The sequence below is a fragment of the Gardnerella vaginalis genome, from assembly GCF_001546455.1.
Lineage (GTDB): Bacteria > Actinomycetota > Actinomycetes > Actinomycetales > Bifidobacteriaceae > Bifidobacterium > Bifidobacterium vaginale_B.
In genome coordinates this window covers 126,283-142,483 of record NZ_KQ956819.1, presented here as the reverse complement: position 1 = coordinate 142,483, position 16,201 = coordinate 126,283, and the positions used below count along the sequence as shown (strand labels likewise).

Annotated in this window: 11 protein-coding genes and 1 tRNA gene; 9 read left to right on the top strand and 3 right to left on the bottom strand. The window is 41.9% G+C overall.

The features are described from left to right. Window positions 1-156 precede the first annotated feature (156 nt). A complete protein-coding gene (locus HMPREF3216_RS03890) occupies window positions 157-1,575 on the bottom strand; it encodes a DUF4032 domain-containing protein (protein WP_060787024.1) in 1,419 nt (472 codons plus the stop codon). Window positions 1,576-1,743: 168 nt separating this feature from the next. Then, entirely contained in the window at window positions 1,744-2,871 is a 1,128-nt protein-coding gene (locus HMPREF3216_RS03885; RefSeq protein WP_060787023.1) for an ABC transporter ATP-binding protein, read from the bottom strand. Between the two features lie 347 nt (window positions 2,872-3,218). On the opposite strand from HMPREF3216_RS03885, the gene HMPREF3216_RS03880 reads away from it, so the two are divergent. The 6 genes from HMPREF3216_RS03880 to HMPREF3216_RS03850 all read left to right on the top strand — a co-directional run bounded on the left by HMPREF3216_RS03880 (window position 3,219) and on the right by HMPREF3216_RS03850 (window position 9,694). After that, on the top strand, window positions 3,219-4,916 hold the full coding sequence (locus HMPREF3216_RS03880; RefSeq protein WP_060787022.1) for a serine/threonine-protein kinase: 1,698 nt from the start codon (window positions 3,219-3,221) through the stop codon (window positions 4,914-4,916). An 82-nt stretch (window positions 4,917-4,998) separates the two neighbouring features. Further along, window positions 4,999-5,937, top strand: coding sequence for a DsbA family protein (locus tag HMPREF3216_RS03875; protein ID WP_060787021.1), 939 nt, complete (start codon window positions 4,999-5,001; stop codon window positions 5,935-5,937). A gap of 157 nt (window positions 5,938-6,094) precedes the next feature. After that, window positions 6,095-6,171 (top strand) — tRNA-Thr (locus HMPREF3216_RS03870). Window positions 6,172-6,553: 382 nt separating this feature from the next. Beyond that, complete coding sequence (locus HMPREF3216_RS03860; protein WP_060787020.1) at window positions 6,554-8,062, top strand: aggregation-promoting factor C-terminal-like domain-containing protein; 1,509 nt, start codon at window positions 6,554-6,556, stop codon at window positions 8,060-8,062. A 3-nt stretch (window positions 8,063-8,065) separates the two neighbouring features. After that, complete coding sequence (gene rsmA / locus HMPREF3216_RS03855) at window positions 8,066-8,956, top strand: 16S rRNA (adenine(1518)-N(6)/adenine(1519)-N(6))-dimethyltransferase RsmA (protein ID WP_060787019.1); 891 nt, start codon at window positions 8,066-8,068, stop codon at window positions 8,954-8,956. A 114-nt stretch (window positions 8,957-9,070) separates the two neighbouring features. Beyond that, window positions 9,071-9,694, top strand: a complete 624-nt coding sequence (locus tag HMPREF3216_RS03850; RefSeq protein WP_060787018.1) for a LytR C-terminal domain-containing protein — start codon at window positions 9,071-9,073, stop codon at window positions 9,692-9,694. Window positions 9,695-9,712: 18 nt separating this feature from the next. On the opposite strand, the gene HMPREF3216_RS03845 is transcribed toward HMPREF3216_RS03850, so the two are convergent. Continuing rightward, entirely contained in the window at window positions 9,713-11,182 is a 1,470-nt protein-coding gene (locus HMPREF3216_RS03845; protein WP_060787017.1) for a CCA tRNA nucleotidyltransferase, read from the bottom strand. Between the two features lie 42 nt (window positions 11,183-11,224). Between HMPREF3216_RS03845 and HMPREF3216_RS03840 the strand changes: the two genes are divergently transcribed. From HMPREF3216_RS03840 to murJ, 3 genes are read left to right on the top strand one after another with little or no spacing between them, the layout of a single operon-like run. Beyond that, a complete protein-coding gene (locus HMPREF3216_RS03840; protein WP_060787016.1) occupies window positions 11,225-11,989 on the top strand; it encodes an NUDIX hydrolase in 765 nt (254 codons plus the stop codon). Then, a complete protein-coding gene (locus tag HMPREF3216_RS03835) occupies window positions 11,952-14,384 on the top strand; it encodes a DUF6049 family protein (protein WP_060787015.1) in 2,433 nt (810 codons plus the stop codon). The genes HMPREF3216_RS03840 and HMPREF3216_RS03835 overlap by 38 nt, the downstream gene beginning before the upstream one ends. Next, window positions 14,381-16,159 (top strand): murein biosynthesis integral membrane protein MurJ, encoded by a 1,779-nt coding sequence (murJ, locus tag HMPREF3216_RS03830; RefSeq protein WP_060787014.1) that lies wholly within the window; start codon window positions 14,381-14,383, stop codon window positions 16,157-16,159. The genes HMPREF3216_RS03835 and murJ overlap by 4 nt, the downstream gene beginning before the upstream one ends. Window positions 16,160-16,201: the final 42 nt, after the last annotated feature.

The window sequence follows — 16,201 nt, the reverse complement described above, 5'->3', positions numbered from 1 at the left end:
TGATTAGTTGGCAATCACTGACAACTAACAAGAAAATTCTATCACCATTCACAAAAGAAATTAACAAAATTCCTAAAATAAATACGAATTATTCCACATTTCAAAGAGAATAATTCCACACTTCACTAAACAAAAGTAAAGCAGATGCAAAAATGCTCAGCTTGCCCAAACGCTTGCGTCTTGATCGTACTCGTCGTCGCTTGCGGCAAAAGCATGAGCAGGAGTCGAATATGTGTATTCGTCGTCTACAACGCCAGAATCCGCATCTGCATTAATCGCAGCCAAAACGCGCTTATCCATCTTGTATTGTGGCAAAACGTTTTTAATGTAGCTTGTTACTGCATCTTGCATAGAAACATCATGACCAACGCGCTCTGCCATAAACCAACGATGATCCAAAACTTCGTGGAAGAACTGTGCTGGCTGAATCTGCGACCTAAACTCAGGCGGAATCATACGAACAGTAGGCTCAAACACTTCTCGCATCCAGTCTGTAGCAACAATCTCCAGCTCTTCGCCTTGGCGCCATGTAGACGTACGATAAGCGTCTAAATCATTAAGCAACCTACGAGCCTGATTTTCTTGCACATCTAAACCAGTTAGTCGAAGAAGCTTGCGCGAAGCATATCCAGCATCCACCACGCGTGGGCGAACCAAAACTCTTCGCCCATCTTCGGAAGTCTTCATCTCAAGCTCATCTACATCAAAGCCAAGCTCATTAAGGCGATTCACGCGGCGCTCAATACGCCACATTTCGTCTGGACTAAACTTATCTACGTCTGTAAGCGTGCTCCAAAGAGAATGATATCTGTCTACAAGCCTGTTTCCAATGCTAATTTCGTCAACTTCTCCAGGCAAAAGCTGACCAGAACTTAAGTCCATTAGCTCGCCGATTATATTTGTGCGCGCTAAATCAATATCGTATTCGCGCTGGCCTTCGGTAAGGCTTCCGTGCAAATCACCAGTTTCCGCATCTACCAAAAACGCCGTAAATGCGTCGGCATCTCGCAAGAACAAAACGTTGGAAAGCGAAACATCTCCCCAATAGAATCCCGAAAGATGCAAGCGAACCATAAGAACTGCAAGAGCATCAATTAAACGCTCAGCTGTGTCTGGACGCAGAGTTCTAGCAAATAGCGCACGGTACGGCAGTGAGAATTTAAGATGGCGAGTAACAAGCATTGCTTCAAGCGGCTCACCATTTTTATCTTTTCTACCAGCCACAACCGCTATAGGCTTAACTGTTGGAAGTTCCAACTTGCGCAAACGCCTTAAAAGCTCATATTCGCGCTCTGCTACTTGACGAGTGATTTCCTTCATTGCGTACACTTCGTCGCCTACATGTACAAATCGCACAACGTGCCTAGATATGCCTCGTGGAAGATTAACAAAAAGATTTGTAGGCCATTGAGAAAGTGGCAGCTCCCAAGGAAGCATAAACATTTGAGGATTAGAGCTTGCAGCAGTAATCTTCAACGCTTGCGGCTCTGCAGAAGATATGGTCTCGTCTTGTGCAGATACCGATGTTGCTTTTACAGCACGCGGATCCATTGAAGGAGTATCGTTCCATTCCATAAAATCTAGTCTACACGTAAAGATGAACGCAAATAATCAAATATAAATATAAATATAAATTAAAAACGGCTAAATAATGCGAAAACGGGGCTCGCCTAGCGAACCCCGCCATACCCTTATACAGAATCTTGAGCGCTTAAGCAAGAAGCAAGCGCTCAAGAAAACGCATTAGTTCAAACGCAACTCCGTAGAAGGTGCAAACAGGTGCATCTTGGATGGATCAATCTTAATCTTTACGGTATCTCCAACCTTTGGAAGCGCACGAGGATTCACGCGAATCGTTGTGAGCTTGTTCTGGTCGCTCATCATTGTAGATGCCTCTTCTGGAGAGCCATCAGTAATAATGTTGCCATAGATGTAGCCGTCGGAGCCAAGATCTTCCACATTTACAACCTTTAAGGAGAAGGCGTTTGGATCGTCGGAAGTTGCCAAGCTTGCATCTTCTGGACGGAAGCCAACAATAATCTGACCCTTATCTTCCTCGGTGAGCTTATCAACAGCTTCTGCTGGAAGAGTAATAGAATCCTCGCCAATCTGAGCCTTGCCGTCAACCACTGGATGCTGGTTAATGTTCATAGATGGGGAGCCAATAAAGCCTGCCACAAACACGTTTGCTGGGCGGTCATAAAGCTCGGTTGGAGCACCAACCTGCTGCAAAACGCCAAGCTTAATAACGGCAATGCGATCGCCCATGGTCAAAGCCTCGGTCTGATCGTGTGTAACGTACAGGGTAGTAACACCAAGCTGACGCTGCAATGCTGCAATCTGCGTACGAGTCTGTACGCGGAGCTTTGCGTCGAGGTTGGAAAGAGGCTCATCCATAAGGAAGACCTTTGGTTCACGAACAATTGCGCGACCCATTGCAACACGCTGACGCTGACCACCAGACAAAGCCTTTGGCTTACGATCCAAATACTCGGTCAAATCCAAAACCTCAGCAGCTTTTTCAACGCGCTTGCGGATTTCTTCCTTGTTTACGCCTGCAATCTTAAGAGCAAAGCCCATGTTGTCTGCAACAGTCATATGTGGATACAGTGCGTAGTTCTGGAACACCATTGCAATATCGCGATCTTTTGGCTGCATTGTAGTAACATCTTGACCACCAATAAGAATGCGACCTTTGTTAACCTCTTCCAAACCAGCCAACATTCGTAGAGTTGTGGACTTACCGCAACCAGATGGACCAACGAGTACAAGGAACTCGCCATCCTTAATAGTCATGTTCAAATCATCAACCGATGGCTTATCGTTGCCTGGGTAGATTCGAGTAACATGATCAAATACAACTTCTGCCATGATATTTTCCTTTCATCGGCAGGTACGTGCCGAACGATCCGTTGTGAAGGGTGTGCACTCAAGACCCCAAGTCCTACATCGGCGGCGTCAATCGTCCACATTTACTTACATGGTTCATTGAAGGTTCTCTTCGTTGAGCCATGATTCAATATATCATGTTTATCCTGTAAAAACAGCAAAATCACAGTATTTTCTAACATCTCGGCGTGTCGGGTATAAAAATCGCGCATAAACAAAGGTCAATAAATGCGATTGATTTAATCCAAATATCTAAACATTTGTTTATAAAATCGCGTGTTTACTGTCAAAAGATAAATTGGCATAGCCGCCCACTAACATAATGCATTATGGAAGATGTGAGCATGTTTGACTTGCGCTCTGGCCAAAACATTGGCGGATACACGCTAATAGAACGATTAGGCGGCGGCGCTATGGGCTCAGTTTGGCGCGTTCGCGACGACGGAGGCCATTTTTATGCAATGAAGATTTTGCGCGCATCGATGCTAGAAAACGAAGACAATAATTTAGATTCCACACAAATTAGCAATCCGCAAGAACAGGCAAGACTTAGGCTTAAGCGAGAAGCGCTGGCTTTAAAAAAGATTCACCACGAAGGCGTGTGCTCGATAGTAGATATGGAGCTTGATGCTTCAATCGCATTTATAGTTACAGAACTTATTGATGGGCACAATCTTAAAGAAGATGTTGAGCTTAACGGCCCATACGTTGCAGGCGATTTAGAGCGACTTGCACACAAACTAATCGACGCCGTTAAGGCAGTTCATAACGCAGGCATAATTCATCGAGATATTAAGCCAACAAATATTATGGTTTCCACTACTGGCCCCGTTTTGGTTGATTTTGGAATATCTATGGGCCAGGGGGAGTCGCATGTTACGCGAACTGGCCTTGTAATGGGAACTCCTGGTTTTATTGCTCCAGAAATTATTGAAGGCGGCGAGTCTAGCGAAGCTACTGATTGGTGGAGCGTTGCAGCCGTTCTTGCTTTTGCAGCCACAGGAAAGCCCGTTTTTGGAACTAAACCAATAATGGCAGTTCTAGAAAGAGCCGCTTCGGGAAACGCAAATCTTAATGGACTTCCTATAAAAACAATGCAAGCGTTTAAATCCGCGTTAAATCCTAAAAAAAGCGAGCGCTGCACTCCAGAACAACTAGAGCAAGCTATTTACCAAGATGCTTTGAATCCTCTGGCTTTACAGGAATCTGACTACCCTTTTGATTATAAAGACGATGGCACAACTGTACCCAATCAGCTTTTACACACTAGGATTATGCCAGAAAATCCTAGAAAAATGTGGCTTCCTAGCGATTCTAGTATTAATACAACTCAGCTTGAACCAGATTCTGTTAGCTCAACAAAGGTTATTAATCAACTTAATCAGCAAGATGTAGATTTGCAGAATCAAGATGATTTACAGAATCAAAATGATTTGCAAAATCAGGATTATCAAGAAGAATCAGTCCAAGAGAATAATCCGCATCCAACAACAAAAAAATATCTGTTCCGCGGAACAATCGCATTTGTAATATTTGCAGTGCTTTCTTCTTTAGTTGCAGCACTCTCCGTTGTAGACGCAATTGCTATAAACCTTGTTTTTATGCTTTTAACTGCAACGATTGGGTATAACGTTTGCGCAAATCTGCGGCGAAAATCCGCAAACGATTCAATCGGCGGAAAAGACTTGTTAATAAGAATCGCAAGCATTCCATGGCATTTTATACGCGCAATTTTATACTCAATACCAAGATTGCTTACAATTTTAATAACAGGCGTTATTGGGGCATACGTATATCCAATTTTGATTAACGCTTCGAACCAATTAATTTCATTTAAAATATTAAACTTTAAACTATTTTTGCCAACTTATGCTCCAGATGTTTGTTCTCCAACTTCGATTGGATACATTATTGGAATTATTCTTGGGTGGATTATTTCTTTTGCATTAGGACGAACGAAAATTTTTAGAGTAGGTTTAGGGGCCATTTGCGGCGCGGGAAAATCGCAAGTTTCTAGCATCGATTAATCCCGTTGATACCGTAAACTAGACTATTCTTTTAGCAATTTACTTATATCTGTTATTTATAAAAGCAGGGGAAAGGATTAGCATGCCTAACACCAGCGCAAGCGGGCACAATCAACAAAATCAGGAGCTGCGCGCAAGCAAAGCCAAGGAGCTAAGGCAGCAGGCCATTGTTGGAATAGTTGTTGTTGCTATTTTGATTGGCATGATTGCAGCAATCGGAATTACGGCTCTTAACGCCACTAATGCGGAAAATCAAAAGAAGGCCGAACAAGCTCAACAGTCAAGAAGAGCCGTTCAAAGGCTCACGGCTAATCAAAAACCTAAGTACGCAAACGAGATGGGCGGAATTTTAATCAGCAAAAATGGCTACAACACAACGGCTCCAAATGCCCCAACAATAGCTGTTTATGCGGATCCACTGTGCCCTGGTTGCGGCAATTTTAATCGCGACACCGATCAAATGCTTATTGCAATGATGAAGGCAGGTCAGATTAACCTTGAGCTTCACCCAATGTCGTTCTTAGATGAGGTTTCTAGCGACCACTACTCAACTCGCGTAACTGGCGCAATCGCGTACATTTCGTCTAACGACGACAATCCTTTGCACTTGCTTCAGTTTATTAACAACATTTTTGCCGAAACCTTCCAGCCAGAAGAAGGCCAGGATTACAAGCCAGTTAGTAACAAAAAGCTTATTGAGCAAGCTGTAAACGCTGGTGTAAGCACGGAAGTGGCAAGCAAGGCGTTCGATAGGAATTATCTTGCTTGGCAAAAGGCAATTAACGCCGATACTCCAAATCGCGAAGCCTTGTGGAATGTTAGCGGCAAAAACAAGGGTGCTATGACAACTCCTACAACAACGATTAATGGCAAATTGCTAGACATGAACGCCGTAAGCGATAGGAATCTTAGCACTCCAGACGCAATCCTTAAATCTATTGGATTAGACAAATCTAAGGTTGGCGTTGAAGGTGTTATGCCAAAGGTAACCGATAAAGATCAGCCAAATCCTATTAACTAGGTATTTTGACTAGAAATTTTGACTAAAAATTTTATTGGTTAAACATCAATTAAAACTATGATTAGTGTGTTGGCGCCAAAAAGTTGCACTTGGCAGCGGGTGCTGATACACTAATCAATGTTTTGCGCGCAAGTTATTTAATTACGCACAAGAACTCGCCTCCTTAGCTCAGATGGCCAGAGCGGCCGCCTTGTAAGCGGCAGGTCGCCGGTTCGATCCCGGCAGGAGGCTCCATTTATGTTTATGGCCTAGAAACAGTCTGAATTATAAAAATCCACTTGTATGAATATTATGAGTTATAGGCATGTAAAGAAGTTTTTAGTAAATTTACAATAACAACAATAAGATAGTAGGTTATAAGTAGGTTTATTGTATGATGAACCGTAAAGCTTACAAAAACACTTTATGCTGATTACTTTGCTTGAGTAAGTTCTCGGGAGCCTTCCCCCAACTCAGGGTTCTCGAGTGAGAGGATGGAGCGTCCCCCAACCAGCTCCTCCTCAACGGGGGCAGGAAAAATCCCCTTCTCTCCTGCCCCCACTTTTTAACTTATATTTTGGCTAATTACAATCATTGCTATAATTAAAATTTGGTTTTGCATTGAAAGTGAGGGTGAATGGCTCGCAGATGGACACCTCAGCGGTTTGTAGTAATGAGACGAATACGCATCTTTATATGCGTTTTAGCCCTTGTTATTTTTAGCACTAGTGTTTTTGTTCTTTCTGCAAGAAAATCCGTGGCTTTAATCATCAATGGAAAAACTAAAATAGTCACAACTTACGCATACACCACTCAAAGACTTTTAGAAGAGCAGAAAATCCCCGTTAAAACGCACGACCAAATTGCTAGCACTTCTGGAAATATGTTAGCAGACCACACAACGGTTACTGTTAGAAGCGCATACCAAACATCCATTACTGTAGATGGAGTTACAATACCATTTTGGACTGTTGCAACAAGCGTTGACCAATTAATCGGATTCTTCCAAGCAAACGCGGATCACGCCGCAAAAATCACCGTTAATCTGCAAAACATTTACAACAAGCTTACGGGTGGATTGTCTATAAATAAAAAAGGGCCAGTCACCGTTATTTGCGATAACAAATCTAGAGTAGTTCCAGACGGAACTCTGCCAGCAAGCTCTATTCTTGATTCTCTAGGAATAGTTTTAGGCAAAGAAGACAAGGTTACGGTTAGCGAAGAAGATGGAAAAACCTTGCTTCGCATTCTTAGAGTAACGCACGGAAAAGAATCTAGAAACGTTGTTATTCCATTTAGCACTAGAACCATAAACGACCCAAATCTTGCAGCGGGAGCAAGTGCCATTAGGCAAGAGGGCGTAAATGGCGAGCGCGTAGATTTATATAACGTAACTTATGTAGATGGCAAAGCTACAAGCGCAACTATAATAAAGCAGTCAATTGTTAAGCCGTCGATTGATAAAATTGTTGCAATTGGGGCAAAATCTGCACCTAAAACGCAAAATGCGCCTAAAGCAAACAAGAGCATAAAAAAGGCAGAAGAAAACAAAAAACCAAATAATCAAAATCAATCGCAGAAAAACAATCCTCAACAAAATGGCTCAAATCAGACAAGCCAGCAGCCAAACGCGCAAAATAAAAACACACAACAAGATAAAAACGCTAATCAGCAAAATTCTTCGAAAGATGCAAAACCTGCGCAAGGTGCAGATAAAGCACAAGCTCCAGCACCTGCTCCTGCTCCAGCACCTGCACAAGAACCTGCTGCAAACCAAGCTCCAGCCCCTCCAGCCCCAGCTCCAGCTCCAGCAGATAACGCAAACAGCATGGTTCACGCAACTCCAGAACAAGCAAAACTCTATGCTCAAGCAGCATGCGCTCAACTTAAATGGACAGGTGAAATGTGGGAAGATCTTGTTAAATTGTGGAACAGAGAATCGAATTGGCGTTGGAATGCGGAAAATAAAAGCTCTGGCGCATACGGAATACCACAATCACTTCCAGCAAATAAAATGGCAAGCGCAGGAGCAAATTGGCACGAAGACGCATCAATACAAATAACTTGGGGTCTTAGTTACATTAAAAGCAAATATGGCAACCCTAGCGAAGCTTGGAAGCATTCAGAAAAGTTTAGATGGTATTAAAGTTTGGATGGTATTAAATTGACTAAAGAAAATATTGCCAATCAAGAAGGATGCCTTCTTGGAGCGGCCGATATTCGCGCGATTGCAGCACAAGAGGGGATTAAGCCTACCAAAAAATTTGGTCAAAATTTTGTTATTGACCCAGGAACAGTTAAAAAAATCGTTGCTGCATCAAAGATTAATTCAGGCGATTTTGTTATGGAAGTAGGCCCTGGCCTTGGCTCGCTTACACTTGCGATTTTGCAAACTGGCGCAAATCTTACATCTGTAGAAATAGATCCTCCGCTTGCTAAGCGTTTACCAATTACCATTAAAGAATTTATGCCTAATGCCTTAGAGCGCTTTAATGTGATTCTTAAAGACGCACTAGAAGTAAACGCTCAAGACGTCCCAGATTTAGCAAAAGCTCCACACTTTACTCTTGTTGCAAATCTTCCATACAACGTTGCAACTCCGATTATTCTTACTCTTCTAGAAAAATTCAGCAATCTTACAAGTTTTCTTGTAATGGTTCAAAAAGAGGTAGCCGATCGCCTATGCGCACAGCCTGGCAGTAAAACATACGGCACTCCAAGCGTAAAGTTGGCTTGGTACGGTACTGCTCAAAAAGCTGGATTGATTGGCAGGAACGTATTTTGGCCTGCTCCAAACGTTGATTCTGCGCTCGTGTATTTTAAAAGAAACGATAATCCAAAAGGTAGTGAGCAAGAAAAAGAAAAAGTGTTTAAGATTATTGACGCAGCATTTCAGCAGCGAAGAAAAACTCTAAATGCAGCACTAAAGGGCATTGTTCCTAAAGAAGCTTACGAACTTTCTAAGATTGATTCAACTAGACGAGGCGAAACTTTAACTTGCAACGAGTTTTTAGCTCTTTCTAAAGCTTTTGAAGATTAAAGCGCACTGCTGCAAACCGTCATGCATAGTAAGTAAAATAGCTAACACTTATGCATACGCATATATGCACACAAGGCGCACAATACAAGCACACAGAACAGATCGGAAGTTAGCATGACGCAGTTTTACGACGAGCGACTAGCTCGAAGAGAGTTCATGTATCAAAGAAAACGATTTGTACTTTCGTCTGTTGCTATAGGCGTTGGAATCGCATTTGTTCTTGCTCTTATTGTGCAATGTCATCTTTTTGGTATTGCTGCACCAAAAACTCCAGAGGTAGATCCAAATTACGGCATACAAGCACCGTGCCCGGTAAAAAATAAAGATGAAAATAAGGCGCAATATATAGACAATCGTGCTGTTTCAATACGCGTTCTAAACGGAACAAAATTCCGCGGATTTGCGCGCGCTGTTGGAGAAGGCCTTAGAAATCGCGGTTTTAACTTAATCGAAGTTGGAAACAGCGAAACAAGTGTTAAAAGAACAACAATCTATTTTGGCAAAAAGTCAATTAATGAAGCCTATACGCTAGTAACCAATTTTAAAGACGCTATTTTGCGAATGGATGATCGTCAAGACAAGCTTATTGACGTTGTTTTAGGAGCCACATTTAGCAATCTTCGCCCTAAAACCGATGTTCCAGCCGCAGGCGCTGCAATTACGGAAATAAACGGCTGCTTAGCTAGTAAAGATATGAAAGATCTTCCAAAAGCTGCAAATCACAAGCCTATTAATTAAAATTTTAGCTTTTAGCTTTTAGCTAAGCTGATTAGCGTACCAGTTTTTAAGCTCTTCAACAGCAACACTGTACTCTACAGGGCCATTATCCAGGCGGTATTCCAGCATATGCTTATACGCTTTACCAACAATAGGACCAGGCTCTAATCCAAGCAATTGCATTATTTCATTGCCATCCAAGTCTGGGCGAATTGCGTTAAAATCTTCCTGCTTTTTTAATTCGCGTACGCGATCTTCCATCTCGTCCATAGCATGCTCAAACATAAGCGACTTGCGTTTGTTTTGAGTAGTGGCATCTGCGCGAGTAAGGCGATTTAGCCGCTCGTATAAATGGCCAGAATCCTTAACGTATCTTCTAACTGCAGAATCCGTCCAAGGCTCGTCAACGTAACCGTGGAATCGCAAATGCAAATTCACAAGCTCGCTAACATCATCAATAATGTGATGATCAAAATGCAAAGCCTTCATGCGTTTGCGAGTCATCTTAGCTCCAACAACATCGTGATGGTGGAAGCTAACTTTTCCGCCTTCTTCAAACTTTCTAGTACGAGGCTTGCCAATATCGTGCAAAAGAGCTGCAAGTCGCAAAGTTAGATCAGGCCCAGGAACCGCTCCAAGCTCGTCCGTCTCCAAGGCTATAGCTCGCTCAAGAACCATCATTGTATGTTCAAAAACGTCCTTATGCCTGTGATGCTCGTCAATCTCTAAGCGCAAAGCGGGGATTTCTGGCAAAACCCTATCCGCAATACCAGACTCAACCATAGCCTCAATTCCAGCACGCGGATTCGCCGAAAGAAGCATCTTTGTTATTTCGTCTCGAACGCGCTCCGCCGAAACAATATCTAGCCTAGAAACCATGTTCAAAATAGCCTCTGCCGTGTTTGCTTCAATGCTAAATCCAAGTTGAGCTACAAAGCGAACAGCACGCATCATTCTTAAAGGATCGTCGTCAAAAGATTGACGTGGATCTACTGGAGTTCGCAAAATACCTTTAGATAAGTCGCCTGCGCCGCCAAAAGGATCCACAAATTCTAGACTTGGCACGCGCAAAGCCATTGCATTTACAGTAAAATCGCGCCTAGATAAGTCACCTTCCAAAGTATCGCCATATTTTACTTCTGGCTTTCTAGAATCTGGATTGTAAGCATCGCACCTGTATGTTGTTATTTCAACTTTTACTTCGGTTCCGTCTTTTCTGCGCTTCAACGCGCCAAGAGTGCCAAATTTTCGGCCCATATCCCAAAATCCGTCATGACTCCAAGATCTAAGAATTGGCTCAAACTCTTCTGGCTTAGCAGATGTGCAAAAGTCAAGATCGTGCGAAACTCTATGCAAAAGCATGTCTCGCACAGGCCCGCCAACAAGAGCCAGCTCGTAATTGTGTTCAGCAAATAATTTACCCAGCTCTATGGCTTCTGGCCAAACTTCAAAATTCACAGACACGCTTAGAAACACCCTTTCAGCAAAAATCAAACTATATTCCAGCATACCGTTACCCCAATGCACAGCGGATTGAGTAAGGTGGAGTGTATGGTTACTCCAGAAGACTTAAGACGCATGCTCGCCAGAGCCTCGGATAGCCATACCCAAAACGCTCCAAGCATTCAAGTTACTCCACTTGATGTTGCTAGAATGAAAAGCAAAATACAGCCTCAACAAACTGAAGAAGACGAGTCTATTTTTGTTGATATTTCGGGGTTTTCTGGCGACTACACTGTTGAAAATATTCATGTTGACATAACTGAATCCAGGCAGCAAATATCTTCAATCGACACCCCATCTCCAGCCTTAATGCCTCAGCGAAGAGCTAACGATGGACCTAAAACTTTTGCTTCTTTAGACGCTCAGGATTTGCCTATTGTTCGAGAATATTCTGCTGGCGGATTAGTTTTTGACTCCCTTGGGCGTGTCGCGGTTATAGCTCGACATTCACGAAGTGGCCACATGGAATGGTGCTTGCCTAAAGGCCATATTGAAAAAGGCGAAACTCCGCAGCAAACAGCCGTTAGGGAAATTCACGAAGAAACGGGCATTCTTGGCGAAGTTGTTGACTCAATTGCAACCATCGACTACTGGTTTACTGGAACAAGCCAGCGAGTTCATAAACTTGTTCACCATTTTGCACTTAGATATGTTAGCGGCGAATTGTCTGTTCTTGGAGACCCAGACCACGAGGCAGAAGACGCAATTTGGGTTGATTTTAAAGAACTTAACGACATTTTGAGTTACCCAAACGAGCGAAAAATAGCATGGATGTATGCTAAAAAGGCGAATAGGCGGCAAAACCGTGAATAATGTGATTAATGTGATTGATTTTTCAAAAAACCAGTTGCGTAAGTCGCAAAAAAATGCTTGTTTTAGGCTCTGCGTAACAATCGTTTTAATGTCACTTTTACTTGCGACTTTTCCATTTTTATTTGCCCCAAAAATGGCGGCCGCTAACCAAAGCGATTCAAATACGCTCAACAATCCTATTGAGGCTAAATATTCATTTAACACATACAATTCTTATAATTCAAAATCCAAGGGAATTTCGCTAAAAATCGTAAAGTCAACTTCGATTCTTACCGATAAAAGCGGATACCACATTAGTCTTCTGCTTAAAAACAGCGGTTCTAAAGATTTTTCCGAAGGCAAAATTCAGGTTACTTTTAACCCTTGGTACACCTTTATGTCTAGAACCGACCTGCAAAAATGGAGCCAAGCCGAATCTAGAATTCCAACCCCTCAACTAATCGGCGAAGTTAGCGTTCCAGCTCTTGCACGCGGCAAATCTTATAACGCACAAATCGATGTTGATGCCAATAATCCAAATCTTTCCAACATTCTTTATTGGGGCCCAAAGCCCGTTTCAATAACGTATTCTTCTTTAGATTTTAAGCACTATTATTCTGTTAAATCGTTTGTAACTAGAGCGAATATTGGCGTTAAAAACGTTCAAACTCCGCCAATTAATGTGACTTTACTAATGCCAATAATCGCTAAATCTTCCGATTGGCGTTACACAATTAACAAGCAGAATATTTCGCCTTCTGTTAACGCCATTAATGCCCCTTTGGAAGATTTATACAATACTGCAACAAACGCTGCAAGCGGCACATCAAACTTAGCAAACAGCACATCAAATAAAAAAATTAGACTTAGCAAAGATAGCATAAAGCGCTTTAATGCTTTAACAAGTCTTGTTCAAAAACATCCAAGTTTGCAAACAATAGCAGACTTAAACACTCTTAAGTTTGCTAATCCAACTTTTACACCTTCTGTTTTTATGCAGAATAATGGTTTTGATATAAGTCATTATGCAGAATCCAATAATCATGTTTACTACAAATTGGCTGGAATTGGCTTGGATTCTTGGAGTAAAAAATCGTCCATATTAGAAAATTCCACAACCAAACCGCTAAATCTAGATACCTATGCTCTACAAACGGGCGGAAAATGGACTCTACGCGCCCTAGAACAGGCTGCGGCAAACGGATACAAAACAGTAGTGGCCACTAGCGGATTTGACGCTCTGGCCAACCGTTTTGCAATAAAAAACGGCGTTTACGAAGTTCAAACGTCTTTGGGAAGCGTAAAAGTTCTTTCTTGCCAAGAAATACTTAACGATTTGGCAAATGGACGTTCTACAAGCAGTCAATCTGTTGCAGAGTACACAAGTGCAGGTCTTCTTAACAGGCTTGCAGCCCAAAGCGCTTTCTATCAAATGGAGCAGCCGTACACTCCAAGGCATTTGCTAATAATGTTTAACCAAGATTCTCCAATTTCATTAATTGAATCCGTTGTAAGCATGCTAGAAAAATCGCCTTGGATTTCTCTTTTAGACTTAAAGTCTTTAACGCAATCAAAGCCAATTTCTAAGGAATACCTTGGGTACAATCCTGTTCCTAAAGAAAGTGGAATCGAAGAAAAGTTGGCAACCGCCAGCAAAGAAAAGATTGGCAAACTTGTGGCCGATAGAATGCTTGTAAATCAATTTATAAATAGCATTCTTGATCAAAATGAACTTAATAACCATAAAACTAACGAATCAGACGCTCAATCTCTTGCTAAGCAAAATGCAAAATTAAAGATTAATCAAAATAGCAAAATTTGGAGCGAAAATCTTCTTAAACTCTTTGATGCTATGGCCCAAAGAGAGCTAAGCAATACTACAAGCGCTGCAAACACAACAAACACTACAAACACAACAAACACAAGCACTTTGCGCGAATCGAGCAGCGAAGTTAAAGATCAGTCGCAATATAAAGACGGCACTCACGTTTTGGCTAAAATGCTTATTTCTGGAATCCACATTATTCCTCCAAAAGACGTTACTCTTGTAAGCGAAACGGCAACCATGCCTATTACAATTAGCAACACTAACCCATACCCAGTGAGTGTATATTTAACCGCATATACCAACTCAATGGAAATAGTAGCTCGCAGAAAAACGCCTGTTAAAATCGCAGCAAATAGCGAATCTCAGGTGATTTTACCGCTTAGATCTACAACATCTAGCAAAGTTAAAGCTACCTTTGCTTTAGAAGATAGAAACCGTAATGTTTTTGGCAGCACTAAAGAAACAACAATTACAAGCACACTGCAAATCAGCGATAAAAGCGGTACGATTATTATAATATTTGCTTTTGCACTTGGAGCCTTGGGGCTTTTTAGGCAGTTTAATCGTAAAAAGGATCCAGACGAATGAATTCAGTAGGCCGCAACTCAATCATAATGGCAAGCGGCACGGCTGCTTCTAGAATAACTGGCCAAATTAGAACCATTCTGCTAGCCGCAGCCCTTGGTACAACTGGTCTGGCAGCAAATGCCTACCAGGCTGGATCCATGATTCCACAGCTTATTTACACTCTTGTTTCTGGCGGCATTTTTAACGCTGTTCTGGTTCCACAAATTGTTAAAACATTAGAAAAACAAGATGCAAAAAATAGACTAAATAAGCTAATAACATTTGCCATTATTCTGCTTTTAGGCGTAACTGTTTTAATGGCAATTGCCACACCTGTTTTAACATGGCTCTATGTTGGCACAAATCCAGCCATGATTGCCCTTACAAACGCTTTTACACTGTGGTGTATGCCTCAAATATTCTTCTATGGACTTTATACAGTACTTGGGCAGGTTCTAGCCGCTAAAGGCAAATTTGCAATGTATGCTTGGAGTTCGGTTGCTGCAAACATTGTTAGCTGCACTGGATTTGGTGTTTTTATTGCGATTTTTGGAAGAGCAAGCAGGCAGCCAGCACATTTTTGGAACAACACTACAATGCTTTTAACTGCGGGCTTTTGGACTTTAGGCGTTGCAGCTCAAGCGCTTGTTTTGTTTATTCCTCTTAAAAAAATCGGATTAAAATACAGGCCAAGCTTTGGCATTAGCGGTATTGGCCTGCGCTCAATGGGCCCTGTTGCGGGCTGGAGTTTTGCAATAGTGGCTGTTAGCCAGCTTTCTACAATGGCAACCACTCACATAACTACAAGCGCACCTTCTATAGCCGAAGAAACATTGGGATTGAGTCAGTTTGACGTTGCTGGAAACGCCACTTTTCAAAACGCGTACACAATGTTTATTCTTCCCTACTCACTTATAGCTGTATCGGTTGCAACCGCCGTTTTCCCTAAGATTTCTAGAGCCATAACAAATCACGATTTAGCAACAGTGCGTGCCGACCTAAGCTCTTGTCTTAGAAGCGTTAGCATTTTAATGTGCTTTTTTAGCGTTGCTTTTATTGTTATTCCAATGCCTATCTCTTTGGCTCTGCTGCCTTCAATCAGCATAAAAGAGGCATATCTTATGGCAGATCCACTTATGATGCTTTCGCTTGGACTGCCATTATCTAGCGCATACTTGATTATTCAACGCACTTTCTACGCTTTTGAAGACGGAAAGCATCCGTTTATGTTTTGTGCAGCGCAACTACTTGTGGAACTTTTTATTGTATTCTCTTGCATACAGTTCCTCCCTGCAAATTATTGGGTTGGCGCTCTTGCTGCAGCTGCGTCGGTTAGCTATATTCTTACCTTCCCTGCACTTGTTAAAATGATTCGATCTCGATTTAACAACAATTTAGACGATAAGCAACTTGTTGTTACACACTTAAAAGTGCTTGTAGCTTCCGTTGTTTCGATTGTTGTTGGAATTTTGGCTAGAGAATTTATTTACAAATGGATTTCTTTAGATTCACCAAGCCTTCGTGGTGTTAACAGATGGTTGCTTGCGATTTTCGTTTGCGCAATTATAACCATTGTTTTGGCGGTTGTTTACATATCTACTTTGTTGCTTTTAAAAACAAGCGAATTGGCAAACATTATTAATCCAGTTCTTAAAAAAATCGGTATAAAATGGCCATTTTTGCTAAATATTGAACGCGCGAATAGTGCCAACAACAGCAGCAATATCGGCAGCAACAATAGCAGCAGCAAAACTGCCAACAAAAACAAATCATCTCGAATTGTTCGCTCAAAATAATTTTAAAACGATTTTAAATAAGCAAAATACGTACCAAAATTA